At 76.7% G+C, this 24,867-nt stretch carries 25 protein-coding genes; 15 read left to right on the forward strand and 10 right to left on the reverse strand.

Annotation, left to right across the window (positions count from 1 at the left end):
* Nucleotides 1-36: 36 nt before the first annotated feature.
* Nucleotides 37-168 carry a hypothetical protein gene (locus ACSUPT_RS25555; protein WP_436945647.1) on the reverse strand — a complete coding sequence of 44 codons (132 nt, stop codon included), beginning with the start codon at nt 166-168 and terminating at the stop codon, nt 37-39.
* Nucleotides 153-1,379, reverse strand: a complete 1,227-nt coding sequence (locus ACSUPT_RS25560) for a PAS domain-containing protein (RefSeq protein ID WP_436945649.1) — start codon at nt 1,377-1,379, stop codon at nt 153-155. The genes ACSUPT_RS25555 and ACSUPT_RS25560 overlap by 16 nt, the downstream gene beginning before the upstream one ends.
* 224 nt (nt 1,380-1,603) lie before the next feature.
* Between ACSUPT_RS25560 and ACSUPT_RS25565 the strand changes: the two genes are divergently transcribed.
* Genes ACSUPT_RS25565 through ACSUPT_RS25575 form a run of 3 tightly spaced genes read left to right on the forward strand, consistent with a single transcriptional unit; the run spans nt 1,604 to nt 4,714 of the window.
* On the forward strand, nt 1,604-2,368 hold the full coding sequence (locus ACSUPT_RS25565; RefSeq protein WP_436945651.1) for an ANTAR domain-containing protein: 765 nt from the start codon (nt 1,604-1,606) through the stop codon (nt 2,366-2,368).
* Nucleotides 2,369-2,402: 34 nt separating this feature from the next.
* Nucleotides 2,403-3,662 carry an aminotransferase class I/II-fold pyridoxal phosphate-dependent enzyme gene (locus tag ACSUPT_RS25570; RefSeq protein ID WP_351964763.1) on the forward strand — a complete coding sequence of 420 codons (1,260 nt, stop codon included), beginning with the start codon at nt 2,403-2,405 and terminating at the stop codon, nt 3,660-3,662.
* Nucleotides 3,659-4,714 (forward strand): MBL fold metallo-hydrolase, encoded by a 1,056-nt coding sequence (locus ACSUPT_RS25575; RefSeq protein ID WP_436945653.1) that lies wholly within the window; start codon nt 3,659-3,661, stop codon nt 4,712-4,714. Before ACSUPT_RS25570 ends, ACSUPT_RS25575 begins: the two co-directional genes overlap by 4 nt.
* A gap of 85 nt (nt 4,715-4,799) precedes the next feature.
* Here ACSUPT_RS25575 and ACSUPT_RS25580 read toward each other — a convergent pair whose 3' ends face one another.
* Both ACSUPT_RS25580 and ACSUPT_RS25585 read right to left on the reverse strand, forming a co-directional pair.
* Entirely contained in the window at nt 4,800-5,444 is a 645-nt protein-coding gene (locus ACSUPT_RS25580) for a DedA family protein (RefSeq protein ID WP_351964765.1), read from the reverse strand.
* Nucleotides 5,441-6,208 (reverse strand): MBL fold metallo-hydrolase, encoded by a 768-nt coding sequence (locus ACSUPT_RS25585; protein WP_404144824.1) that lies wholly within the window; start codon nt 6,206-6,208, stop codon nt 5,441-5,443. The genes ACSUPT_RS25580 and ACSUPT_RS25585 overlap by 4 nt, the downstream gene beginning before the upstream one ends.
* A gap of 58 nt (nt 6,209-6,266) precedes the next feature.
* On the opposite strand from ACSUPT_RS25585, the gene ACSUPT_RS25590 reads away from it, so the two are divergent.
* The 3 genes from ACSUPT_RS25590 (at nt 6,267) to ACSUPT_RS25600 (ending at nt 10,513) form a co-directional block, all read left to right on the forward strand.
* Nucleotides 6,267-6,671: a hypothetical protein gene (locus tag ACSUPT_RS25590; RefSeq protein ID WP_351964767.1), complete on the forward strand. Its 405-nt coding sequence runs from the start codon at nt 6,267-6,269 to the stop codon at nt 6,669-6,671.
* A gap of 162 nt (nt 6,672-6,833) precedes the next feature.
* A complete protein-coding gene (locus tag ACSUPT_RS25595) occupies nt 6,834-9,008 on the forward strand; it encodes a phage holin family protein (RefSeq protein ID WP_351964791.1) in 2,175 nt (724 codons plus the stop codon).
* A gap of 68 nt (nt 9,009-9,076) precedes the next feature.
* Entirely contained in the window at nt 9,077-10,513 is a 1,437-nt protein-coding gene (locus ACSUPT_RS25600; RefSeq protein ID WP_436945656.1) for an amino acid permease, read from the forward strand.
* A gap of 84 nt (nt 10,514-10,597) precedes the next feature.
* Here ACSUPT_RS25600 and ACSUPT_RS25605 read toward each other — a convergent pair whose 3' ends face one another.
* From ACSUPT_RS25605 to tdh, 3 genes are all read right to left on the reverse strand, one after another.
* Nucleotides 10,598-11,530, reverse strand: coding sequence for a LysR family transcriptional regulator (locus ACSUPT_RS25605; protein WP_351964769.1), 933 nt, complete (start codon nt 11,528-11,530; stop codon nt 10,598-10,600).
* A 103-nt stretch (nt 11,531-11,633) separates the two neighbouring features.
* On the reverse strand, nt 11,634-12,827 hold the full coding sequence (locus tag ACSUPT_RS25610) for a glycine C-acetyltransferase (RefSeq protein ID WP_351964770.1): 1,194 nt from the start codon (nt 12,825-12,827) through the stop codon (nt 11,634-11,636).
* A gap of 46 nt (nt 12,828-12,873) precedes the next feature.
* The gene (gene tdh, locus ACSUPT_RS25615) at nt 12,874-13,902 is read right to left on the reverse strand and encodes an L-threonine 3-dehydrogenase (protein WP_351964771.1); all 1,029 of its coding nucleotides are present in this window, start codon (nt 13,900-13,902) and stop codon (nt 12,874-12,876) included.
* A 233-nt stretch (nt 13,903-14,135) separates the two neighbouring features.
* On the opposite strand from tdh, the gene ACSUPT_RS25620 reads away from it, so the two are divergent.
* Nucleotides 14,136-14,588, forward strand: a complete 453-nt coding sequence (locus ACSUPT_RS25620) for a DUF4383 domain-containing protein (protein ID WP_351964772.1) — start codon at nt 14,136-14,138, stop codon at nt 14,586-14,588.
* Nucleotides 14,589-14,920: 332 nt separating this feature from the next.
* Here the strand turns inward: ACSUPT_RS25620 and ACSUPT_RS25625 are convergent, their stop codons facing one another.
* Nucleotides 14,921-15,223 (reverse strand): STAS domain-containing protein, encoded by a 303-nt coding sequence (locus ACSUPT_RS25625; protein WP_351964773.1) that lies wholly within the window; start codon nt 15,221-15,223, stop codon nt 14,921-14,923.
* Between the two features lie 312 nt (nt 15,224-15,535).
* Here ACSUPT_RS25625 and ACSUPT_RS25630 point away from each other — a divergent pair, with 312 nt between their 5' ends.
* From ACSUPT_RS25630 to ACSUPT_RS25645, 4 genes are all read left to right on the forward strand, one after another.
* Nucleotides 15,536-16,009: a hypothetical protein gene (locus ACSUPT_RS25630; RefSeq protein ID WP_351964774.1), complete on the forward strand. Its 474-nt coding sequence runs from the start codon at nt 15,536-15,538 to the stop codon at nt 16,007-16,009.
* 20 nt (nt 16,010-16,029) lie between these two features.
* Nucleotides 16,030-17,190: a zinc-dependent alcohol dehydrogenase gene (locus tag ACSUPT_RS25635; RefSeq protein ID WP_351964775.1), complete on the forward strand. Its 1,161-nt coding sequence runs from the start codon at nt 16,030-16,032 to the stop codon at nt 17,188-17,190.
* 67 nt (nt 17,191-17,257) lie between these two features.
* Entirely contained in the window at nt 17,258-17,680 is a 423-nt protein-coding gene (locus ACSUPT_RS25640; RefSeq protein ID WP_436945660.1) for a hypothetical protein, read from the forward strand.
* A gap of 276 nt (nt 17,681-17,956) precedes the next feature.
* Nucleotides 17,957-18,370 (forward strand): hypothetical protein, encoded by a 414-nt coding sequence (locus ACSUPT_RS25645; RefSeq protein WP_351964777.1) that lies wholly within the window; start codon nt 17,957-17,959, stop codon nt 18,368-18,370.
* Between the two features lie 3 nt (nt 18,371-18,373).
* Here the strand turns inward: ACSUPT_RS25645 and ACSUPT_RS25650 are convergent, their stop codons facing one another.
* Complete coding sequence (locus tag ACSUPT_RS25650; RefSeq protein ID WP_351964778.1) at nt 18,374-19,180, reverse strand: helix-turn-helix domain-containing protein; 807 nt, start codon at nt 19,178-19,180, stop codon at nt 18,374-18,376.
* A gap of 163 nt (nt 19,181-19,343) precedes the next feature.
* Between ACSUPT_RS25650 and ACSUPT_RS25655 the strand changes: the two genes are divergently transcribed.
* Complete coding sequence (locus tag ACSUPT_RS25655; protein ID WP_361663158.1) at nt 19,344-19,649, forward strand: 4a-hydroxytetrahydrobiopterin dehydratase; 306 nt, start codon at nt 19,344-19,346, stop codon at nt 19,647-19,649.
* Between the two features lie 181 nt (nt 19,650-19,830).
* On the opposite strand, the gene ACSUPT_RS25660 is transcribed toward ACSUPT_RS25655, so the two are convergent.
* Entirely contained in the window at nt 19,831-20,670 is an 840-nt protein-coding gene (locus tag ACSUPT_RS25660; protein ID WP_361663155.1) for an NmrA family transcriptional regulator, read from the reverse strand.
* 97 nt (nt 20,671-20,767) lie between these two features.
* On the opposite strand from ACSUPT_RS25660, the gene ACSUPT_RS25665 reads away from it, so the two are divergent.
* From ACSUPT_RS25665 to ACSUPT_RS25675, 3 genes are read left to right on the forward strand one after another with little or no spacing between them, the layout of a single operon-like run.
* The gene (locus ACSUPT_RS25665; protein ID WP_436945663.1) at nt 20,768-21,790 is read left to right on the forward strand and encodes a cupin domain-containing protein; all 1,023 of its coding nucleotides are present in this window, start codon (nt 20,768-20,770) and stop codon (nt 21,788-21,790) included.
* Entirely contained in the window at nt 21,787-22,641 is an 855-nt protein-coding gene (locus ACSUPT_RS25670; protein ID WP_436945665.1) for a class I SAM-dependent methyltransferase, read from the forward strand. The genes ACSUPT_RS25665 and ACSUPT_RS25670 overlap by 4 nt, the downstream gene beginning before the upstream one ends.
* 44 nt (nt 22,642-22,685) lie before the next feature.
* A complete protein-coding gene (locus tag ACSUPT_RS25675) occupies nt 22,686-24,737 on the forward strand; it encodes a PE-PGRS family protein (protein WP_436945666.1) in 2,052 nt (683 codons plus the stop codon).
* Nucleotides 24,738-24,867: the final 130 nt, after the last annotated feature.

Genomic DNA, 24,867 nt, shown 5'->3' on the forward strand with positions numbered 1-24,867 from the left:
CCCGTGCCGCCGCCCGCGCGGGCCCGGCCGGAAGCGCTACCGCCCCGGCGGGTCCGGGCGGCGCATCGCCAGCCCGACGTGCCGGGACAGCACGTCCGCCGCCTGCGCCTCCGCCATCGAGAACGCCCGCCGCGCCCGTGTGCGCAGCAGCGTCAGCACGGCCAGCACCCGCGGCTCCCCGGCGCCGGGGGCATCGGCGGCCACCGGAAGGCACAGCAGCGAACTGACCTCGGCCCGTACGAGCACGGCCGCCCCGCCGGTGTCCGTGCCGAGGGCCAGCGCGTCCTCGGGGCGCACCTGCAGCGAGGCCGAGCCGCCCGCCGCGACCTCCCGCACCAGGGGGCAGTCCGCCGGGTCCTGCGCGGCCAGCTCCTTCGCCAGCGCGGGGTCGTCCGGCGGCCCGAGCACCAGCACCGGCGCACCACCCCGGGGCCCGGCCCCGCGTCCCCGGAGCCGTCCCCGGCGGCCGTGAGGTCCGCGATCACCCAGTCGGCGAACCGCCCGTGCAGGACCCGGGCCGCCGCCTCGACGGCGCCCCGGGCGTCCGCGGGCGGCGTACGCAGCAGGGTCGTCGCGACGGTGTCCACCAGGTCCAGCGCCGCGGCCCGCTCGGTCGCCTCCACCAGGTCCGGCGCGCCGCCCAGCCGCCGCCGCCCCCGGACCGCGCCGCCGGGCCCCGCGAAACCGGCACCGGTCCCACCGGGCCCCGCGAAACCGCCGCCGGGTCCGGGGGGCTCCGCCCCGGCAGCTCCGCCCGCCTCGCGCCGCCCCGCCGGGTCCGCCGCCATGCGCCGCCCCACGCCCGCCGGGCCGTTCGGCCCCGCTCCCGCGACGCCCGGCTGGAGGACGAGCAGCACCGTCTGCTGCGGCTCGCCCGGCAGGGCCAGCGCGGCGAGGGTGGCCCGCACGGGCTCCTTCGGCCGCTGCTGGAGCCGTACGGTCAGACTCCGCCCGCCCTCGCCGCGCGCGGTCGCGGCCACCTGCGAGCGGAACGGCGCCCGGTCGCCCGGCGTGAGCAGCGCGGCCAGCGGGCGCCCCGTGGCGTACCCGGCGCGCACCCCGGTCAGGGTCGTCGCCGCAAGGTTCATCCGCCGCACCACCGTGTCCCGGTCGATCAGCACCACCGGCAGCGGCAGCCGCTGGAACACCGTCTTCAGCAGCTGCCGCTCCTGCCGCTCCGCCGACGTGCCCTCAGGGGCCCGTGCCGCCAGCCGCTCGTACCGCGGCCACAGCGTCTCCGCGGCGTGCTGCAGCTCGAACAGCGCCGCGTCCAGTACGCCCCGCTGCTCCTCCGGCGGCAGGGCGCGCGCACTGCGCAGCTCCGCCACGCGCCGGACGAAGTCCGCGAGCTCCTCGCCGAACGCGCCGGTCTCGCTCATCCCAGGACTCCCGCTCCGCCCGGCGTATCCGCCCCGGCTTCCGTTCCAGCACCGTGCTCGGGAGCGCACACCCGCGCGCGCCCCTGGGACGTATGCCCCGTCGTCCGCACAACCAGCACCGTAATCGCGACACCGGGCGCCGGCGGCCCGCCCACGCCCCCGGTGGCGCGTCGTTTCACCGCACGCGCAGCGGGCAGCCGCACCCCCGGAAGGAGACGCCTCCCATGCTGATCGAGCCCGAGTACGAAGGCACCGACCCGGCGGCGGCGGTACGCCGCCTCCAGCAGCTCGCCGAGAGCTGCGTCCGCTCGGTCCCGGCCTGCTGCGGCGCCGTGGCCACTCTCGGCGACGAGGAGGAGCAGGAGCGCGGCGAACGCCGCACCACCGCCACGCACCCGGACCTCGCCGCCCTCGTCAGCGTCCAGGCGGCCTGCGGCGACGGGCCCATCAGGGCGGCCCTCGACAGCGGCGCGCCGGTCGTCGCCGACGATCTCCTCCACGACGAGCGGTGGCCCGCCTTCCGCGCCGCCGCCCTCGCGGCGGGCGTCCGCTGCAGCGTGACCCTGCCCTTCCACCGGGCGGGCGTCCTCGTGACCCTCAATCTGTACGGCTTCCGCCCCGGCGCGCTCGCGGGCGCGGCCCTCGGCCCCGCCGCCGTACTCGGAGAGGAGGCCACCGCGGGACTCGTCCGCGACCGCCGCTACCGCGCCGCCCTCACCGAGGTCGGCCAGCTGGAGTCGGCGCTGCGCTCCCGGCCCGTCATCGACCAGGCCGGCGGCATCGTCATGCACGTCCTCGGCTGCGGCGTCGAGGAGGCGTACGCCGTGCTGCGGCGCGTCTCGCAGCTCACCAACCGCAAGCTGTCCGACGTGGCGGCGCAGATCGTGCGCAGCCGGGGCCGCGGCCTGGAGAAGGAGCTGGCCCGGCTCGCCCCGCCGCCCCCGGCCACGGGTTCGCCGAACGGCGAACCACCGCAAATCTTCGTATAAAGGGTTCGGGTCCGCAGACGTACGGGAGGTCGTGGTGACGCGCAGCTCCGCCCACGGGCACGGGCAGGTGCGGTACGCCCCGCCCGCCCCCGACACGGGCCTGCCCGTCGTCGACGAGCTGGCCGGCCTGCTGGCCGCCGCCGCGGCCCGCACCGACCCCGAGCCGCCCGGCGGCGGGCCGGTGCTGCGCGAGGCGGCGTGCGGCTACTGGTCCCGCCGCGGCCTGCGCTGCCACCCCGAGGACATCGCCGCGTCTCCCGGCACGGGACCGCTGCTGACGGCGCTGCTCGCCGCGCACGGCGGCGACGTGCTGATGCCCCGCCCCTGCCCGCTCGCCTGGACCCCGCAGGTCCGCCTCCTGGGCCGGCCCGCCTACCACGTGCCGACGCCCGCCGAGTGCGGCGGCGTCCCCGACCCGTACGCCCTGCTGGAGACCGTGCGGCGGGTGCGCGCCGAGGGCGGCCGGCCCGCCGTGCTGCTGCTCAGCGTCGCCGACGACCCCACCGGCACGGTCGCCCCGCCCGAACTCGTCCGCGAGGCGTGCGAGGCCGCCGCCGGCGAGGGCCTGCACATCGTCAGCGACGAGACCTGGCGCGACACCGTGCACCGGCCGCACGACACGGTGTTCGTCAGCCCGGCCGAGACGAACCCCGACGACGTCACGGTCCTGTGCGACCTGGCCGGCGCCGTCACTCCCGCCGCCTGGCCCGCCGCCGTCGCCCGCTTCCCGGCCGGCCCCTCCGGCGCGGCCCACCGCGCCCGCGCCCTCGACGTGCTCACCGCGCTCGGCGCCGACCTGCCGGGGCCGCTCGCCGCCGCCGTGGCCCACGCCCTGGACGAACCGGAGGCCGTCACGGCGCGCAACGCCGCCGCGACCGCCCTGCACGCGCGCGTGGCCGCCGAGGCCCACCGCGCGGTCCTCGCCGCCGGCGCGCTCGCCCTGCCGCCCGAGGCCGGCCGCCATCTGTACGCGGACCTCGGCCCTCTGCGCGCCGCACTCGCCGGTCAGGGCGTCACCGACTCCATCGAACTGGAGGACCACCTCACCGCGCGGCTCGGCACCCCCGTACCCGGCGGGCACCGCTTCGGCGACGAACTCGGCGCCCTGCGCGTCCGCCTGGCCACCACCCCGCTGCTCGGCGCCACGCCCGCCCTGCGGCTGGAGGCCCTGAACGCCGAAGACCCCCTGGCCCTGCCCCATGTGGCCGAGGCCCTGGCCGCCCTGTCGGCCGCACTCCGCGACGCCACCCCGCGCACCGACCGCGCCGCCACCGCTGGAGGAGCCCGCAGATGACGGACGGGACACCCGCCGACCTCACCGCCCCCGCCCCGCGCCCCGAGCCCGCGCCGCCCGGCACCGGCACCGGGCCCGCGCCGGTGTCCGGGGCCCGCCCGCTGGGCGAGACCCGCGCCTGGCCCCGCTCCTTCGCCGGAAGGCTCACCGCCCCGCTGCCCGGCGTCCGCGCCTTCGCCCGCCTCGCCCGCGAGGGCTCCGCCGCCATACGCCCCGGCGCCGACGGCCTGCGCGACGTGCCCCGGCTGCCGTTCGCGCCCGGCCCGCTGCCGCCCGCCGGGCCCGACACGGTGGCCGTCACCTGGGCGGGCCACGCCAGCTGGATCGTGCGGATCGGCGGTCTCACCGTCCTCACCGACCCCGTGTGGTCCCGCCGCATCCTGGGCACCCCGGCCCGCGTCACGCCCGTGGGAGTCCGCTGGCAGGACGTGCCGCCCGTCGACGCGGTCGTCATCAGCCACAACCACTACGACCACCTCGACGCACCCACCCTGCGCCGACTGCCGCGCACCACACCGGTGTTCGTCCCCGCCGGCCTCGGACGCTGGTTCCGCCGCCGCCGGTTCACCACCGTCACCGAGCTCGACTGGTGGGAGTGGGCCGAACTGCGCGGCGTCCGCTTCGACTTCGTACCGGCCCACCACTGGTCCAAGCGGACCCTCACCGACACCTGCCGCTCCCTGTGGGGCGGCTGGGTGCTCTCCGAACGCCGCGGCCGCCGGGTGTACTTCGCCGGGGACACCGGGTACGGCCACTGGTTCCGCCGCATCGCCGACCGCCACCCCGGCATCGACCTGGCGCTCCTGCCGATCGGCGCGTACGCCCCCCGCTGGTGGCTCGGCGACGTCCACACCGACCCCGAGGAGGCCGTCCGCGCCTTCCGGGACCTCGGCGCGCGGATCATGGCGCCCATGCACTGGGCGACGTTCGTCCTGTCGTCGGAGCCCGTCCTGGAACCCCTGACCCGCCTCCGCGCCGCCTGGGAGGCCACGGGCCTGCCCGGCGACCGGCTGTGGGACCTGGCGGTCGGCGAGTCGCGCGTGCTGCCCTGACCCTCCGCCCCCGTCGACCGCCCCCGCTCCCGGCGACCGCCCCCGCCCCGGCCCGCCTCCGCACCGCCCACTCCGGCGCCCGGCGCTACGCCGCCCGCCTGCGCCCCGCCCGCCGTCCCGCCCGGCGCCGGGCCCACCGCCACACCCGCGGCACCGCGCCCACCAGCAGCGCCAGCGCGACCGCCGCCGCCACGCCCTGCCAGGGGTGCGGGAACAGCGACCCGCCCGCCACCCCGATCAGCTGGTACGTCGCCGTCCACGCCAGCACCGCCGCCGCGTCGCCCCGCACGAACCGGCCCAGCGGCATCCGCGCCAGCAGGCACGCCAGCATCACCGGCAGCCGCCCCGCCGGCACCAGCCGGGAGACCACCAGCACCCCCACCCGGTGCTCCCGCAGCGTCTCCTGCGCCCGCGCGAGCCGCTCCGGGTCCGCCCGCCTCCGCAGCGCGTCCAGCCACCGCGACCCGCCCCGCGAGGTCACCCCGCGCCGCCCGAGCCAGTACAGCGAGGCGTCGCCCGAGAGCGCCGCCGCCGCGGCCACCAGGAACACGAACAGCAGCGCCAGGGGCGAGGGCTGGTGGAACGCCACGACCGCCGCCGAGCTGACCACGGCCCCCGTCGGCACCACCGGCACCAGCGCGCCCAGCGCCACCAGCAGGAACAGCGACGGGTAGCCGACGGCCCGCTGCGTCTCCTCCGGCGGCAGCTGGCCCACCAGCTCCGCGATCACCGCCCCGCCCCCGGCCGCACGCTCTCCCCGTGGCCCAGCAGGTGCACCGCGACGCCGGGCGCCCACCTGGCCGCCAGCCGGGCGAACTCGCCGCCCGGCGCGTGGAACTCGTGCGGCCGCACCGCGTCCATCCCGATCGGCCAGTACGTCCCGTAGTGGACCGGCACCGCGGCGCGCGGCGCCAGTTGCGCCAGGGCGCGCGCTGCCCGCCCCGCGTCCAGGTGGCCGTGGCCGAGGAAGGGGCCCCAGCCGCCGACCGGCAGCAGCGCCAGGTCCACCTCGCCGACCGCGTCGGCCATCCCGTCGAACAGCCCCGTGTCCCCGGCGAAGTAGGTGCGGGCCGCGCCCCGGATCACGTACCCGAGCGCGGGGGAGCGGTGCGGCCCCACCGGCAGCCGCCGCCCGTCGTGCGCGGCCGGCACCGCCCGTACCACCACGGGGCCGGCCTTCACCTCGTCCCCGGCCCCGACCTCGGTGATCCGCAGCCCCGCCAGCCGCCGCAGCCCCGGCACCGAACGGGTCGCGCCGAGCGGCACCACCAGCCGCGTCCCCGGCGCGAGCCGCGCCAGCGACGGCAGGTGCAGATGGTCGGCGTGCAGATGCGACACCAGCACCACGTCCGCGCGCGCCGCCTCGGGCGGCGGCAGCGCGCCCCGCCGTCGCCGCAGGTGCGCGAGCCGCCGGGTGAACAGCGGGTCCGTCAGCACCCGTACGCCGGAGTCCTCTACCGTGCAGGTGGCGTGGCCCCACCAGGTGACCTCCATGCCACGAGCGTAGAACGCGACCCCTCCCACGGGGCGCCGACCGGAGTAGGGTCGGCCCATGGACGACGTACGCGTGGCGGCGATCGCCAGCATGACGCCGCTCGAAGAGCTGGACCGCGACCCGTTCCTGGTCGACACCCGCAGCCAGCACGCCATGTGCGAGCGCTGGGCCGCCGACAAGGGCTATGTCGTGATCCGCCAGCTCCTCTTCTACGGGATGCGCCCCGACCACCGGACGCTGTGGGCGGACGTGGAGGAGGGCGCGGTGGACCTGTTCGTGGCGCCCAACGAGCGGGTCCTCGACCGGGCGGTGACATCGGCGCGGGCCTTCTTCGCCGAGTGCGAGCGGCGCGGGGTCCGCCTGGAGACCGCGTGCCTCGACGAGCCGTCGTACGACACGGAGATGAAGGCGCGGGTGCACCGCCGCCTCTCCATGCCCACCGCGGGCTACGACGGCTGCTGACACTCCGGAGCCGCTGTGCCCCGGCGGCGTCCCTCCGGGCCGCTCCGCCCCGAGCCGGAGCCGGGGCCGACCCGTCCGGCCCCGCGCGCGGGTCGCCGCGCACCGGGCGTGTGCCACGCTGGATCTCCCGGACGGCAACGGCGAGAGGCGGATGGCGTGGTCGTGGGCGGAGGCGTCGGAGGGTGGCGGTCGCTGGGCGGCGCCGCCCTGCGGGTCGTCGTCGTGTGGGCCGTGTCGACCCTCACCCTGCTCGTTCTCGCCGGGGCCCTGCCCGACTTCCAGCTCCAGTCCGACGACGGCGACAGCGCGACCCGCACCGCCGTCACCGCCGCCTGGGGCGCGGGCGCGTTCGGCCTGCTCGGCGCGCTCGTCTGGCCCCTGGTCGTGCGGGCCCTGCTGCTGGTGCCCGCGCTGGTCCTGGGCGTCCTGGTGTTCTTCCTCAACGGCTCCCTGCTGCTGGTCGCGCTCTGGCTGATCCCCGACGGGCGCGGCGAGGCCGACCCGGACAACGCCGTCGTCGTGGCCGCCGTCATGTCCGCCGTGGCCTCCGCGACCTCCACCGCCCTCGCCGTGCGCGATGACGACGCCTACGGCCGCCGCCTCTACCGGCTCGCCGGGCGCCGCCGGGCGGTCCCACGCCCCGACGCCCCGCCCGGCACGGTCTTCCTCCAGCTCGACGGCGTCGGCCACCGCGTGCTGCGCGACGCCGTCGACGCCGGGCTCATGCCGACGCTCGCCGCCTGGGAGGGCGCCACGCACCGGCTCACCCCGTGGCGGACCGACTGGTCCAGCCAGACCGGCGCCAGCCAGCTCGCCCTGCTGCACGGCACCAACCACGACGTGCCCGCCTTCCGCTGGTACGAGAAGGACACCGGCCGCCTGATGGTGAGCAACCGGCCCGCCAGCGCCGCGGAGCTCCAGCGCCGCGCCGCCGCCCGCACCGGCGACCCCGGCCTGCTCGCCGACGACGGGGCCAGCCGGGGCAACCTCTTCGGCGGCGGCGCCGACCAGCTCGCCCTGGTGCTCTCCGTCTCCGGCCGCCGCGGCCCCGGCATCCGCTCCCGCGCCGGGTACGTCACCTACTTCCGCGACCCCGCCAACGCCACCCGCACCGCCATGTCGTTCGTCGCGGAGGTCGTCCGGGAGGCCGGCCAGTCGCTCGCCGCCCGGCTGCGCGGCGACACCCCCCGCGTGCCGCGCGGCGGCGTGTACCCGTTCGTGCGGGCCTTCGCGACGGTCGTCGAGCGGGACGTGGTGGTCGCCGCGGTGCTGGGCGACGTCCTGGCCGGCCGCACCGCCGTCTACGCCGACCTCGTGGCGTACGACGAGGTCGCCCACCACTCCGGGCCGTACAGCGCCGACGCCGCGAAGGTCCTCACCCGCCTGGACCGCTCCGTCGAGCTGATCGCCAAGGCCGCCGGGCACGCCCCGCGCCCGTACCGGATCGTGCTCCTCTCCGACCACGGCCAGAGCTTCGGCGAGACCTTCGAGAGCGCGTACGGGCTGACCCTCCGCGACCTGGTACGGGCCGGGTGCGGGCTGCCGGTCTCACGGCGCGCCCGGCACAGCGCCAGCGGCGCGGAGGCCCGCAACACGCTGCTCAGCGCCCTGCACCGGCCGGTCGAGGGGGAGCGGCGCGGGGAGCGCCCGGCGCGCGGGGCGGGCCCGCTGGTGCTGGCGTCGGGGAACCTGGGGCTCGTGTCGTTCCCGGACGTGCCGCACCGGATGTCGCGGGAGGAGATCGACCACCGCTACCCGGGGCTGCTGCGGACGCTGGCGGGGCATCCGGGCATCGGCTTCGTCCTGGTCCGCTCCGAGCGGCACGGCTCGGTGGTGATGGGCGCCGACGGGTTCGAGGCGCCGGTGGCGGAGCTGGTGGACGGGGCGGGGCCGCTGGCCGCCTTCGGTCCGGGCGCCGCCGACGCGATCCGCCGCACCGACGCGTTCCCGCACGTCGCGGACATCATGGTCAACTCCATGTACGACCCGGACACCGGCCGCGTGCACGCCTTCGAGGACCAGATCGGCTCGCACGGCGGGCTCGGCGGCGATCAGTCGGAGGCGTTCCTGCTGTGGCCGCGCGAGCTGTCCCCGCCGACGCGCGAGGGCGAGGCGCTGGTGGGCGCGGAGGCCGTCCACCGGGTGCTGCGCCGCTGGCTGGAGGAGGGGCGCGGCACCGGGGCCGGCGCGGCGCCCGGTGCGGAGCGGCCGGCCGCTGCGCCTTCCGCCACGGCTTGCGAGACACGGGTCACATCCGCGCAGGAATCGCCGTCCGCGCGGCAAGCGGATGGAAGTCTTCCGGTTTCCGAGGGGCTCGCGCCGGACAAAAACGGGTGATTTGGAGCGCTGTTTCGCCGTACGCCAGCATGGTGAACGTTTGTACGGAGAAAGGCGCACCACCCCTCATGACCACGGTCACCACACCGGACACGGCCCCCGGCCCCGCCGCCGGGCAGGGCACCCCGCACCCCGCCGCCCCCGGCGCCCCGGCCCCCGGCGGCGCGGACGGCGGCAGGCACGCCCGCCGCTTCGGCCTCCCCGTCGCCACCGCCCTGGTCATGGGCAACATCATCGGCGGCGGCATCTTCCTGCTGCCCGCCTCCGTCGCGCCGTACGGGACGATCAGCCTCGTCGCGTTCGCCGTCCTCACCGTCGGCGCCATCGCCCTCGCCCTGGTCTTCGGGCGGCTGGCCGACCGACACCCGCGCACCGGCGGGCCGTACGTGTACGCCCGCGAGGCGTTCGGCGACTTCGCCGGATTCCTGTCGGCCTGGTCGTACTGGATCACCGCCTGGGTCTCCAACGCCGCCCTCGCCGTCGCCGCCGTCGGCTACCTGGACGTCCTGCTGCCGCTGCACGGCTCGGTCGCCGCGACCATCGCCGCCGCCCTCGCCGTCCAGTGGCTGCCCGCACTCGCCAACCTCGCCGGCACCCGGTACGTCGGCGCGGTCCAGCTGATCGCCACCGTCCTGAAGTTCGTCCCGCTGCTGCTCGTCGCGGTGGGCGGGCTGTTCTTCTTCGACGCGGACAACCTGGGCCCCTTCCACGGCGGCGACACCGGGGCGCTCGGCGCCGTCTCCGCGTCGGCGGCGATCCTGCTGTTCAGCTACCTCGGGGTCGAGTCGGCCGCCGTCAGCGCCGGCGAGGTCCGCGACCCGCGCCGCAACGTGGGCCGCGCCACCGTCCTCGGCACCCTCGGCGCCGCCGTGATCTACCTGCTCGGCACGGTCGCCGTCTTCGGCACGGTCGCCCACGACCGGCTCGTCGAGTCCTCCGCGCCGTTCTCCGACGCCGTCGACGCCATGTTCGGCGGCACCTGGGGCGGCACGGCCATCGCCTGCATGGCGGTGGTGTCCATGATCGGCGCCCTCAACGGCTGGACGCTGCTGAGCGCCCAGACGCCGTACGCCGCGGCCCGCGACGGCCTGTTCCCGCGCGTCTTCGCCCGCCGCAGGCGCGGCGTCCCGACGGTCGGCGTCCTGGTCACCGTCGTCCTCGCGTCGCTGCTGACGGTCTACAACTACACGGTCGGCTCGGAGGGCGTGTTCGAGACGCTGGTCCTCGTCACCACGTTCACGGCGACCGTCCCCTACCTGCTGTCCACGGCCGCGCAGATCTACTTCCTGCTCTCGGGGCAGGGCGAGCGGGTCCGGGGCGCCCGCCTGGTCCGCGACGGCGTGCTCGCCGCGCTCGCGGCCGGCTTCTCGATGTGGCTCGTCGCCGGCTCCGGATACGCCGCCGTCTACCAGGGCGTGCTGTTCCTCTTCGCCGGTGTGCTCGTGTACGCGTGGATGTCGGCCCGCAAGGACCGCGACGCCGCCGAGGCCGCGCCCGAGGCCTGAGTGCCGCCCCCGACGCCTGAGGGTTGCCGTTCCGGCGGGCCGGGCCGCCGCGGGCGGGTCGGGCGGCCCGCCCCGGGCCGGGGATCAGGCGGCCTCGGGCGCGGCCGGTGACGAGAGCCCGGCGGCCGACCGGGCCAGCGCGTCCAGGACCGGCCGGATCAGCGGATGGTCCTCGGCCCCGCGCCGTACCGCGGCGAACACCCGCCGGAACGCCGCGGGACCGGCCACCGGCCGGACCACCACGTCCTTCAGCTCGATGCCGCGCAGCGCCGAACGCGGCACCAGCGCCACCCCGGCACCCGCCGCCGCGAGCGCCACGACCGCCCGGAAATCGTCCGACACATGGACGAACCGCGGCTCGAAACCGGCCAGCTCGCAGGCGAACAGGATCATGTCGTGGCACGGGTTGCCCGGGGACTGGCCGATCCAGTCGCTCCCCGCGAGCGCGGCCAGCGCCACCTCCGGGCCCTGCGCCAGCGGATGGCCGGCGTGCAGCACCGCGTCGAACGGCTCCGCGTACAGCGGCACCCGCGCCAGCCTCCGGTCGCCGTCGCGTGGCGCGCCCCGGTACTCCACGGCCAGCGCCAGGTCCGCCTCGCCGTCCAGGACCAGCGGCAGCGACTCGTCGCCCTCCGCGTCCCGCACGCGCAGGCGGATCCCCGGATGGGTCCCGGCGAGCCGGCCGATCGCCGGGGCCAGCACCTCCGCGATGCCCGTCGCGAACGCCGCGACCGACACCTCGCCGGCCGTCCCGTCCGCGTACGCCGCGAGCTCCGCCTCCGCCCGCTCCAGCTGGGCCAGCACCTCGTTGGCGTGCTGGAGCAGGATCTCCCCGGCGGGGGTCAGCCGGACGCCCCGGCCGCTGCGGGTCAGCAGGGTGTGCCCGGTCTCCTGCTCCAGCGCGGCGAGCTGCTGGGAGACGGCGGACGGGGTGAGATACAGGGCTGCGGCGGCGGCGGTCACCGTACGGTGGTCCGCCGCGGCCCGCAGGATGCGCAGCCGGCGGGGGTCGATCACCCTGCCATTGTCACCCGCCCGCACACCCCGGCGGCACACGGCCGGGACCCGGCACCACCGGCCCCCGGCCGCGGATCCGCACCCCTTCGGAGGGCGCGGGCCGTCAGCCCTCCATCGCGGCGCGGGCGTCCACGAAGGCCCGCACCGCGCGTTCCACGTCCGCCGTGGAGTGCGCCGCCGACAGCTGCACCCGGATGCGGGCCTGCCCCATCGGCACCACCGGGTACGAGAACCCGATCACGTACACCCCGCGCTCCAGCAGCAGCTCCGCCATCCGCGCCGCCTTCGCCGCGTCACCGATCATCACGGGCGCGATCGCGTGGTCGCCGGGCAGGATCTCGAAGCCCTCCTCCGCCATCCGCGTGCGGAACAGCTTCGTGTTGGCGTCCAGCCGCTCCCGCAGGTCGCCCGCCGACTCCAGCAGGTCCAGGACCTTCAGGGACGCGGCGGCGATCACCGGGGCGAGGGAGTTGGAGAACAGGTACGGGCGGGAGCGCTGGCGCAGCAGCTCCACGATCTCGGCGCGGGCCGCCACATAGCCGCCGGACGCGCCGCCCAGCGCCTTGCCGAGGGTGCCGGTGACGATGTCCACGCGGTCCATCACCCCGTGCAGCTCGGGCGTGCCCCGGCCGCCCGCGCCGACGAAGCCCACGGCGTGCGAGTCGTCGACCATCACCATCGCCTCGTACCGGTCGGCGAGGTCGCAGATCTCCCGCAGCGGCGCCACATAGCCGTCCATGGAGAACACGCCGTCGGTGACGATCAGCCGGCGCCGGGCGCCCGACGCCTCCTTCAGCCGCGCCTCCAGCTCCGCCATGTCGCGGTTGGCGTACCGGTACCGGGCGGCCTTCGACAGGCGGATGCCGTCGATGATCGACGCGTGGTTCAGGGCGTCGGAGATCACCGCGTCCTCCGGGCCGAGCAGCGTCTCGAAGACACCGCCGTTGGCGTCGAAGCACGAGGAGTACAGGATCGTGTCCTCCTGGCCGAGGAACGCCGACAGCCTGCTCTCCAGCTCCTTGTGGATCTCCTGCGTGCCGCAGATGAACCGCACGGACGCCATGCCGTAGCCCCAGCGGTCCAGGGCGTCCTTGGCGGCGGCGACGACCTCGGGGTGGTCGGCGAGGCCCAGGTAGTTGTTGGCGCAGAAGTTCAGCACGTCGCCGGGCGCGCCGCCGGCCGTCACGGCGACGGACGCGGACTGCGGGGTGCCGATGACCCGCTCCGGCTTGTACAGCCCGGCGTCCCGGATCTCGTCGAGGGTGGCGCGCAGCTCGTCGCGTACGGACACGAACATCAGAGGAACTCCTAGGAGGAAAGAGGTACGGGGGCGGGGCGGGCCGTCACGCGGTCCAGTCGAGGATGATCTTCCCGCTGCGGGCCGTGGCCGCCTCGTCGAAAGCGGCGTCGAAGTCCTTGTACGCGTACCGGCCGGTGACCACCGGGCTCAGGTCGAGGCCGCCCTCCAGCAGCACCGTCATCGCGTACCACGTCTCGAACATCTCCCGGCCGTAGATGCCCTTGACGGTGAGCATCGACGTCACGATCTTCGACCAGTCGACCGGGAACTCCTCGGCGGGCAGGCCGAGCATGGCGATGCGCCCGCCGTGCGTCATGTTGGCGACCATGTCGCGCATCGCCTCCGGGCGGCCGGACATCTCCAGGCCGATGTCGAAGCCCTCCCGCAGGCCCAGCTGCCTCTGCGCGTCCGCGATGCTCGTCTCCGCGACGTTCACCGCGAGGGTGGCGCCCACCTTGCGGGCCAGCTCCAGGCGCGGCTCGCTCACATCGGTGATGACCACGTTGCGGGCGCCGGCGTGCCGGGCGACGGCGGCGGCCATGATGCCGATCGGACCGGCGCCCGTGATCAGCACGTCCTCACCGACGAGCGGGAACGACAGCGCCGTGTGCACCGCGTTGCCGAACGGGTCGAAGATGGCCGCGATGTCGAGGTCGACCCGCGTCCGGTGCACCCACACGTTGGACGCGGGCAGCGCCACGTACTCGGCGAACGCCCCGTCCCGCCCGACACCGAGCCCGACCGTCGCCCGGCACAGATGGCGGCGGCCCGCGAGGCAGTTGCGGCACTTGCCGCACACCAGGTGCCCCTCGCCGCTGACCAGGTCGCCGACCGCGATGTCCCGCACGTCGGAACCGACCGCCGCGACCTCGCCGACGAACTCGTGCCCGAGGACCAGCGGCGTCGACACGGCCTGCTGCGCCCAGCCGTCCCAGGCGCGGATGTGCAGATCGGTCCCGCAGATACCGGTCCGCAGCACCTTGATCAGCACGTCGCCGGGGCCCGTCTCGGGCTCGGGAACGTCGATCAGCCACAGGCCGGGCTCGGCCTTCTGCTTGACAAGGGCCTTCATCGCGGCGACTCCAGGCGGGAAAGAGTGGTGAACGCGACCAATCTGCCCATCCGGGCGGGCCGCGTCCATCGAGGTTTTCTTAAGCGGTCCCACAGCGCAGCTTCACGCGCCCCGCCGATCGGGTGACCGAAGCCGACCCGGGCCGACGGGGCTGGCTGGGCGGGTGAGGGGTAGTCGGCCGGTGAGAGAGCCGGACGGCGGCGCCCGCCGCCCCGTGAGAAAGAGGTCGGCTCATGGCAAGCCACTCCCGTACGACCACCGCACGCACCCCCGTGCAGCAGGCCGCGCTGCTGGTCGGCGCCGTATTCCTGCTGGTGGGCATCCTCGGCTTCATCCCGGGGATCACGACGGACTACGACACGCTGAAGTTCGCCGAGCACCATTCCGAGGCGAAGCTGTTCGGCCTGTTCCAGGTGTCCGTCCTGCACAACATCGTGCACCTGCTGTTCGGCATCGCCGGGATCGCCATGTCCCGCGCGGCCGCCACCGCCCGCCAGTTCCTGATCTGGGGCGGTGCCGTCTATCTGCTGCTGTGGCTCTACGGCCTGATCATCGACCACGACAGCGCCGCCAACTTCGTCCCCGTGAACACCGCGGACAACTGGCTGCACTTCGTCCTGGGGGCCGGCATGATCGCCCTCGGCGTGCTCCTGACCAGGGACGCCGGCCGCCTCACGAGCCGGTAGCTCCCGCCACGACGACCGTACGGGACCGGGCAGCAGGGGGCTGCCCGGTCCCGGCCCGTGTGGCGCCCTCCGGCCCGGTACGGGCTGCGCGGCGTTCTCCGTGCCTGTGCCTGTGCCTGTGCCTGTGCCGGTGCCGGTGTCGGTGCCCGGGGCTGCGGGGCCGTCCTCCCGGTACGCGTCCGGGCCGTGCCGGGCGGCGCCTCACGCCCGCCGGAGCGGGTCTGACGCCCTCGCCCGCCCGCGCCGCGAGGTGCCCGGGCGCGGTGCCCGGTCGCGCTGCGGATCACCCGACCCGGTCGGCCCCCGGCGGGAGCCCCCGCCGCAGGGCCGCGTCACGCGGTGCGGGCCGGTACGCCGAGGAGGTGCCCCGCGTGGGTGAGCCGTGCCACGAGCCGCACGGCCCTGCTGCTGCCGGTGAGGGTGAAGGGCTTCCCCTCGGCCGCGGCACGCCGGTGGACGGCGAGCAGGAGGTGGAGGCCCGCCCGGTCGCAGGCCGACACCGCCGAGAGGTCCAGGTCCAGGCCGCTCGACGAGGTGAGGGCCGCGAGCAGCGTGGCGTGCAGATAGGGGACCTGGCCGGCGTCGAGTTCGCCGATCACCGTCACCACCGGCCGGTTCTCGCGCGAGCCGGTCACCGTGGCGACGAGACGCGGCGGCTCCGTCCCCGGCCGCCGTCCCCGGCCGGCCGTTCCGCCTGTGCCTCCGTGCCGTCCCACGGCCTCCGGGTGCCCTGCCGGGAGGGAGGTAACCGGCACGGGCCCCCGCGGCGAGCGAGAGGCACCCGGCCGCCGGACGCGAGCGCCTCCAGGCCCGTCCTCCTGCCCGTGAGGTGCGGTCCCGTGTCGTACGGGCCGGGCGGGGCACCCGGCAGGGGGGCGCCGTCTGCCCGTGCCCGCGAAGGGCGCCGGCAGGGTGTCCAGACCGCAGCCCTACGAAGGAGGTGCCCGGTGAAGCGCGTCACGTCCGCACTCGCGGTGGCGGCGGCCGTCGGGACGGGGGCCGTCGCGGCCCGCCGGACCCGGTCGCGTGCCGCCGCCGAAAGCGAGTCCGCCGACCGGTGGCTGACCGTCACGATCAACCGCGCGCCGACGGACGTCATGCCCGGCGGCACGCTGCCCGAACCCCTGGACACGATGGCGGACCGGCTGGAGGCCCGCGTACGCCCCGCTCCCGGAGACCGCGGCACGGAGCTGGCGGTACGGCTCAAGGACGGCCCGTCCCGTGCGCAGGCCTCCCTGCCGGGACGCCTCGCGGGCCAGGACCCCCGCCAGGAGGTGCGGACCGCCCTGCGCGAGGCCAAGGCGGTCCTGGAGGCGGGCGAGGTGATGCTGCCGGACGCGCCGCCCACCACGCGGAACACCCCGGCGGGGAAGGTCCTCGACATCGTCGCCCGCCGGTCGGGCGGGGAGGGAGTGCTGTGAAGGCGCTGTGCTGGCAAGGAGTGAACGAGCTCTCCGTCGAGCGGATACCCGACCCGGAACTCCGCAACGAGCAGGACGTCATCGTGCGGCTCATCGCCGGCACGACCTGCGGCTCCGACCTGCACCTGATCGGCGGCTACATCCCCGCCATGCGGGCCGGCGACGTCATCGGCCACGAGTTCATCGGCGAGGTGGTGGAGACGGGACCCGCCGTACGGCGCCACAAGGTCGGCGACCGGGTCGTCGTCGCCTCCTTCGTCGGCTGCGGACGCTGCTGGTACTGCGCCAACGACCTGTGGTCCCTGTGCGACAACACCAACACCAACCCGGGCATCGGCCAGGCCATGTTCGGCTACGAGTCCGGAGGCATCTTCGGCTACTCGCACGCCATGGGCGGCCTGCGCGGCAGCCACGCCGAGTACGTCCGCGTCCCGTTCGCCGACTACGGGGCCTTCCCCGTGCCCGAGGAGGTCGACGACATCAGCGCCCTGTTCGCGTCGGACTCCGTGCCGACCGGCTGGATGGGCGCCGACCTCGGCGGGGTCGGGCCGGGCGACGTCGTCGCCGTGTGGGGCTGCGGCGCCGTGGGCCAGATGGCGGCGCGCGCGGCGATCCTGCTCGGCGCCGAGCGGGTGATCTCCATCGACCGCGTCCCGGAGCGGCTGGAGATGACCGAGCGTCACATCGGCGCGGAGACCCTGGACTACACCGCCACCGACGTCGCCGCGGAACTGCGTGAACGCACCGGTGGCCGCGGGCCCGACGTGTGCATCGAAGCGGTCGGCATGGAGGCCCACAGCGACGGCCCGGCGCATCTGTACGACCAGGTCAAGCAGCAGCTGCGCCTCCAGACCGACCGGCCGACCGCCGTCCGCCAGGCCGTCCACGCCTGCCGCAAGGGCGGCACCGTCTTCGTCCTCGGCGTGTTCGCCGGGGCGGTGGACAAGTTCCCCCTCGGCGCGGTCGTCAACAAGGGCCTCACCGTGCGCGGCGCGCAGCAGCACGGCCAGCGGTACATCCCCATGCTCCTGGACCGCATGGCCAAGGGGGAGATCACCACCGCGCACCTGGCGACCCACACGATGCCGCTCGACCGGGCCGTCGAGGGCTACGACATGTTCAAGGAGAAGACCGACGGATGCGTCCGCGCCGTCTTCACGGGCCCCGGGCGGGCCGGGTGACCGGCCGGCCGGGCGCGCGGCGCGCGGCGGGGCGGAGGCGGTGCCGGTGAGGCGCGCCGGACGCGGCTTGCCGCGCGTCGGCCCGCGGACGGTCGCGCGCGCCCAGGGCCTGTTCAACGTGGTCGGCGGGGCCTGGCCGCTGGTGTCGCTCCGGACCTTCGGCCGGGTCTACGGCCCGATCGCCGACGGCTGGCTGCAGAAGACCAGCGGGGCCCTCCTGCTGTCCGCCGGCTGGACCATGCTCCGCGCCGCCTCCGGCACGGCCGGCGAGGACGGCGTACGGCACGCGCGTCGCACCGGCATCGGCACGGCCCTCGCCTTCCTCGCCGTCGACCTCGTGTACGTCCCGAAGGGGCGCATCCGGGCCACGTACCTGGTGGACGCGGCCATGGAGGCCGCGTGGCTGGCCGCCTGGTGGCGGGCCGGGACGCCGCGGCGCGGGCCCACCGGCCGGGCGGCACGGCGCCGCCCCGGTCGCCGCCGGGGGTGACGCCGCACGGCCCGCGACACCGCGCACGCGCCCGAACCGGCGCGTGCGCACGCGTACGCGGCCACGTCCGGCGGCGCGCACGCGTACGCGGCCACATCCGGCGGCGGCGCGCACGCGGCGGGGTGCGGGCCGCGGGCGCGGGCCCCCTGCCCGGCCATTACCCCCGGGGTAATCGACCCGTCGCCGCGGGACCGGCAGGGTGGTGTGCACCGGGGCCGCCACGGCCCCCGCACCGCCCCCGTGACCCGTACGACCCCGATGGAGGGTGATCCCGCCATGTCCCAGGCCCTGCTCGCCGGACTGTCCCGCACCACCGAACCGCGGGCCATGCTCCGCCGCTTCCTCGCGCTCGACGCGCTCGTCACCGGAGCCAACGGCCTCGCCTACGTCGCCGCGTCCGGGCCGCTCGGGCGGCTGCTCGGGGTCGACGCCGCGCTGCTGTTCGGGCTCGGGGTGTTCCTCGTCGCGTTCGCCGCCGCCGTAGGGGCGCTCGCCTCCCGGCAGCGGCCCGCCCCGGCCGCCGTCACCGCCGTCGTGGACGCCAACGTGGCGTGGGCCGTCCTCAGCGTCGTCGCGCTCGTCGCCTGGCTGGAGCCCAGCACCGCCGGAGCCGTGTGGGTGCCCGCGCAGGCCCTGACCGTCGGCGGGTTCGCCGCACTGCAGTGGACCGCGCTGCGCGCCGCCCGCTGACCGTCAGCCCGGCAGGGGCACCGAGCGGAGGTACGCGGCGGTCGCCGCGTCGGCCGGCAGGAACGTCTCGATGGCCAGCTCGGCGACCGTCACGTCCATCGGCGTGTTGAACGTCGAGATCGACGACACGAACGACAGCACCCGCCCGTCCACCTCGATCCGCAGCGGCAGCGCGAAGTACGGGTACGGCTCCGACGCCTCGCCCCCGTCGGGGCCGCCGCCCGTCACCGGGTACGCCGCCACCTCCTCGTACAGGCTCCGCAGCCGCTCCGAGCGGTCCAGCGCGATCTGCCGCTCCATCTGGGCCAGCAGATGCCCCCGCCACTCCGGCAGGTTCCGGATGCGCGGGGCGAGGCCCTCCGGGTGCAGGGTGATCCGCATCGCGTTGGGCGCCTGCAGCAGGTGCTCCGGCAGGCCCCGCAGCAGCAGCCCGGCACCCCGGTTGGCGGCCAGCACCGCGTACGAGCCGTCCACCACGATCGCCGGGTACGGGTCGTAGCCCGACAGCAGGCGGTCGATGCCCTCCCGCAGCGGGCCGAGCTCCGGGCCGTCCAGCGCCGATTCGCTGTACCGCGGCGCGTAACCGGCCGCCAGCAGCAGCGCGTTGCGCTCCCGTACCGGCACGTCCAGGTGCTCCGCCAGGCGCAGCAGCATCTCCTCGCTCGGCCGGGAGCGGCCCGTCTCGATGAACGAGATGTGCCGGGCCGACGAGTCGGCGCGCAGTGCCAGCTCCAGCTGGCTCAGCCGCCGCCGCTCCCTCCAGTCCCGCAGCAGAGCCCCTACGCCCGTGACCGTCGCGACAGTTGTCATACCGCAGACGGTAGCCCAGTCGGACGTGTTGACCACCGGGCGCGGGGGGCGGACCGTAGGGTCGGGAGCGTTGCCGGGACCGCGGGGACCGGCGGTGTGCCGCGGCCGCGGGGCCGGGATCGCCGCACCCCCACCGGCACCGAACCGAGAAGGAGGACGGGACATGCCCACCGAACCGCTGTCGCAGAAGGAGATCGAGGACCGGCTGCGGGAGCTGCCCGGCTGGTCCCTCGCCGACGACCGGATCACCCGCACGTACCGCCTCGCCTCGCACGCCGCGGCGGCCGCGATGACCGTCCACATCGCCCGCGTCCAGGACGAGCTGAACCACCACTCCGACCTGACCCTCGGCTACAACACGGTCACCGTCGCGGTGAACACCCACGACGCGGGCGGCGCCGTCACCGAGCGGGACTTCGAACTGGCCGCCCGCGTCGACGCCCTCGCCGGCGCGCACGGCGCCTCCTGACCCCAGCCGCACCGGGCCCTCCTGACCGCTGCCGAACCGGTCCTCCCTGCCGCCGGCGCGCCGGCGCCTCCCGACCGCCGTCGTACCGGGCGAGGCCGGTCACGTCCCCCGCACGTGACCGGCCCACGGCTCCCGGCGGCCGGTGCGGGCGCGGCGGCCCCGCGCCCGCCGCCCGCCCGCCCTACACCCCCGCCCCCGGAGCGAACGCCGCCTTCACGGCGTCGGCGAAGTCCCTCGGCTCACGCCCCAGCACCCGCCGCACCCCGTCCGTCACCGACGCGTTGTGGCCGTCCAGCAGCGACGCGAACAGTCCCGCCAGCCATGCCGCCTCCGGCTCCGGCAGCCCGTACCCGACCAGCTCCGCCGCGTACCGCTCCCGCGACACGGGCACGTACCGCACCTCCCGGCCCAGCGCCGCGCCCAGCTCCGCCGCCGCCTGAGCGAACGTCAGCGGCCGGGGCCCCGTCACCTCGTGCACCTTGCCCGCGTGGCCGTCCTCCGTCAGCGCGGCCACCACCACGTCGGCCAGATCGTCGGCGTCCACGAACGGCTCCGCGACCGACCCGGCGGGAAACGAGAACGCCCCGGCAGCCACGCCCTCCGCCAGCGCGCCCTCCGTGAAGTTCTGCACGAAGAACGCCGCCCGCACCACCACCAGTCCGACTCCCGCGGCCGCCTGGCGCAGCGCCTCCTCCGCGCGGGCCGCCTCCGGCTCGCCGCGCCCGGACAGCAGCACCACCCGCCGCACCCCCGCCCCGGCCGCGAGCCGGCCGAACGCGCTCAGCGCCTCCACCGCGCCCGGCGCCGCCAGATCCGGGTAGTACGCCGCGTACACGAGCCCGGCGCCCTCCAGCGCCGGCCCCCAGGTCTCCTCACGCTCCCAGTCGAACAGCGTCCCTCCGCCGCGCGACCCGGCCCGCACCGCGAACCCCCGCGCCGCCAGCCGCTCCGCCACCCGGCGCCCCGTCTTCCCCGTCGCCGCCGTCACCAGTACCGTCCGCGCATCCGTGTTCCGTGTCATGCGTCCAGCCTCCCGGCCGCGCCCCGCCCCGGCCATGTCCGGGAAGCTCGATCGCCTGCGCGGGAGTCCACATCCCCGCCCGGCTACGCTCACCGGCATGGACGCGCTCGCCGGACTCCTCGACGGACCCCGCGCGCGGGGCGCCTTCCTGCTGCGGATGGTGATGGCCCCGCCCTGGTCGGTACGGGTCGACGACCGGGCGCCGCTCTGCCTGATGTGCGTCAGCCGCGGCCAGGCGTGGATCGTCCCCGACGGCGGCGACCCCGTGCTGCTGCGGCCCGGCGACCTCGCCCTGGCGCGCGGCCCCGCCCCGTACACCGTCGCCTGCGACCCGGCCGCCCCGCCGCAGGCCCTCATCGGCCCCGGCGGCGCCTGCCGCACCCTGCACGGCGAGCCGCTGGAGCAGTCGATGCGCCTCGGCGTCCGCACCTGGGGCAACGCCGCCGACGGGCCCGACAGCGTCCTCGTCGGGACCTACCGGATGGAGAGCGAGGTCAGCCGCCGTCTCCTCGACGCGCTGCCGCCCCTGCTGCACCTGCCCGGCGACTCCTGGACGTGCCCGCTCACCCCGGTCCTGGAGGACGAGATCAGCCGGGACGCCCCGGGCCAGAGCGTCGTCCTCGACCGTGTGCTCGACCTGCTGCTGATCGCCGCCGTACGGGCCTGGTTCGCCCGCCCCGACACCGCCGCGCCCGCCTGGTACCGGGCCATGGGCGACCCCGTCGTCGGCGCCGCGCTGCGGCTGCTGCAGAACGAGCCCGCCCACCCCTGGACCGTCGCGTCCCTCGCCGCGCGCGCCGGGGTGTCGCGGGCCGCGCTGGCACGCCGGTTCACCGACCTGGTGGGGGAGCCGCCGATGGCCTACCTGACCGGCTGGCGGCTCACCCTCGCCGCCGACCTGCTGCGCGAGACCGACCGGACCGTCGAGTGGGTCGCCCGGCAGGTCGGCTACGGCGGCGCCTTCGCGTTCAGCGCCGCGTTCAAGCGGGTCCGCGGCGTCAGCCCGCAGGAGTACCGCTCGGCCCACACCGGGAAGGCCACGGGAAACGGCACCGGGAAGTTGCCGGACCGGCACGGTTCCTCGCCGCCGCAGGCCCCGGCGAGCACGCTGTCCCCATGACTCACGACCACACCCACATGGACTGGACCGCGCTGCTCCCCCTCCTGGAGCGCGGTGCCGAACTGCGCGACCCGCTCCACCGGCAGGCCGCGGCCTGGCTGACGGGGATCCTCCCGGCGGGCGCCGCCCGGCGGGTCCTCGACGTCGGCAGCGGCCCCGGCGTCCTGTCCGCCCTCCTCGCCGAGACCTACCCGTACGCGGAGGTCGTCGCCGTCGATCCGACCCCGGAGCTGCTGGAGCGGGCCCGCGAGCGCACCGCCGGGCTCGGCGGCCGGGTCACCACCCTGCGCGCGGAACTCCCCGGCGACGTCGACGCGCTGGGCGAGGCCGACGTGATCTGGGCGGGCGAGTCCGTCCACCACGTCGGCGACCAGCGGGCCGCCCTGGAGGGGCTCGCCCGGCGGCTGCGCCCCGGCGGGCTCATCGCCCTGGTCGAGGGCGGCCTCACGGCGCGGCACCTCCCGCGCGACATCGGCATCGGGCGGCCCGGCCTGGAAGCCCGGATCGAGGCCGCGCACTCCGACTGGTTCAGCGAGATGCGGGCCTCGCTGCCCGGCGCCCGCCGGGAGACCGAGGACTGGGCGGCGCTGCTCGCCTCCGTGGGACTCGTACCGTCGGGGACCCGCACCTTCCTGCTGGACATCCCGGCACCCGTGCCCGCCGCCGTGCGGGAGCACATCGTCATGACGTTCACCCGCACCCGCGCCGGTCTCGACGAACGGCTCCCCGACGAGGACCTCGCCACCCTCGACCGGCTCCTCGACCGGGACGACCCGGCGAGCCTCCACCACCGCCCGGACGTGCACCTCCTCATCGCCCGCACGGTGCACACCGCCCGCCGCGCCTCCTGAGCCGGGCGTACCGGCCGGGGGCGGCCACCCGGCAGGATGACCCCATGACGAACGGATGGGCGGACGCCGCCACCCCGGCGGCCCGCCTCGACGCCCTGCTGGAGAGCGCCGGTCTGGAGCCCCTGCGCGGCGGCCCCGAGGACGGCGGGGCGTACGGCGCCTGTGCAGCCGACCTGCCGGCGCCGCAGGCCGCCCTGCGCATCGCGGCGGAGGTGCCGGACGGGCCGGGGGCCCTCACAGCCGGCGGGCCGGGCGCGGCCTGGAACGGCGGCGCCGTGCACCTCGCGTCCGACGACGGGGCGCGCGACCACTGGGCGCGGACGGCCGCCGCGTACGGGATCGGCGGCGACGGCACCTTCCTCGTCGCCGCCGCCGTCCGGCACGTCCCCCTCGTGTGGCGCCGCGTCCGGCCACGCCCCGACTGGGCCCCGGCGGCCCTCCTGGTGGGCGGGCGGGGCCGGTTCGCCGCCGTCGCCCCGGACGGTTCGGCGCTGCTGGGCGCGGCCCGCGAGGGCACCGGCGTCCGGATCGCCGCCCTCGACCGGCTGCGCCGGCGGCGCGAGGAGGCCGCGCTCCACGAGGCGGAGGAGACGCCCGGGCAGCGTGAAGCCGCCTGGGCCGGCCTCTTCCGGGACGTGACCGCCGACGACGTGCTGCGCCTCGCCTGGGCCGAGTGGCTCGGCTTCAACCCGTCGGCGCCCGACGACGTACTGGTGCGCCTCGCCCGGCTGCGCGTGGGGTACCCGGGCCACCGCCGCGACCTGCCGCCCGCCGTGACCGAAGCCCTCGCCACCGACCCCGACTGGCGTGTCCGCGCCGAACTCGTCGAGGCACGCCGGGACTTGACGGCAGCCCAGTGGGACGCCCTGTTCTTCACGCCGCCCGCGCCACGCCGCCTGGAGCTCCTGGTCGAGCGTGCCGCCCGGCATCGCGCCGACCTCTCCCCGGACACCTGCGAGCGCCTCGCCGCCCACCCGAACCCCACCGTCCGCGCCGCCGCTGTCGAACTGCCGGGCCTGCCCGGCCCGTTCGCCGCCGCCCTCGCCGCCGACCCGGTCGCCGCCGTACGGGCCGCCGCCTGCCCGGCCGCCTGGCCGCACCTCGACGCACCCGCCCGCCGCCGCCTCCTGGACGATCCCGCCCCGGTCGCCCGCCGCGCCGCGCTCCTCGCCCACCACGAGGACCACCCGCTGCCCCGCCCCGTGTACGAGGCCGAGGACCTGGGCGAGACGGCCGTACGCCGCTGCCGCCTGGAACGGGACCTCGCCGAGCACCTGGCCGCCCACCCCGACGCGACGCTGCGCGAACGGCTCGCCGCCAACCCGCACCTCCCGCCCGACCTGGTCGCCGCCCTCGGCCACGACCCCGACGACGCCGTGCGCCTCGCCGTGTCCGTACGGCCCGAACTCACCGAGCAGCAGCGGGCGTCCGTCCCCTACACGGTCGCCCCGCACGCCCTGCGCCGCACCCCGTCCTGGGTGGCCGCCCTCCACGGCGACCCGGAGGCGATGCGCCGCTGCGCCGCCTCCGCGCACCCCCTGCTGCGCGCCGGCGCCGCCCGCGCCCGGCGCCTCCCGCCGGACGCGGTCGAGCGGCTGGCGCGCGACGAGGACAGCGTCGTACGGCTGTTCCTCGCCGAGTCCTGCGACGACGCGCCCGCCGACCTGCTGCTGGAGGTGTGGCGCTGGTGGGACGGCAGTCTCAGCCACCCCGACCGGCCGCGCGGCCACCCGAACTTCCCCCGCACGGGCCTCCTGCGGTACGCGGACGACCCCAGCCCCCGGATGCGGCGGCTCGCGCCCGACGACCCGCAGTCGACACCGGAACTGGTGGAGCGCCTCAGCCGCGACCCCGCCGCCGAGGTGCGCCGCCGCGCCGCCGAGGACCCCCGGCTGTCGGCCGCCTCGGCGGTACGGCTCCTGGACGACGTCGACGAAGGGGTCCGCACCGCCGCGGCCCGCAACCCCGTTCTGCCGGCCCGCTCCCTCGTACGGCTGCTGCGCGACCGCGCCACCCTGCGCGACGCGGTCGCCAACCCCGGCCTGCCCGTGCCGGTGATGCGGCGGATGCTCGAAGGGGTCGGCCCGCGCAATTGAGTCCGGCAGGGCGGCCCCGGGCGGTCCGGCGTGGTCCGGCAACCGGCCCGGGGCGGTCCGGCGCGGTCCGGCGAGCGGTCCGAGCGGTGCCGGTCCTCCGGGACGCCCGCGGCCGGCCGGTGAGTTGGGG

Source organism: Streptomyces sp. SudanB25_2051, from assembly GCF_964272635.1.
Lineage (GTDB): Bacteria > Actinomycetota > Actinomycetes > Streptomycetales > Streptomycetaceae > Streptomyces.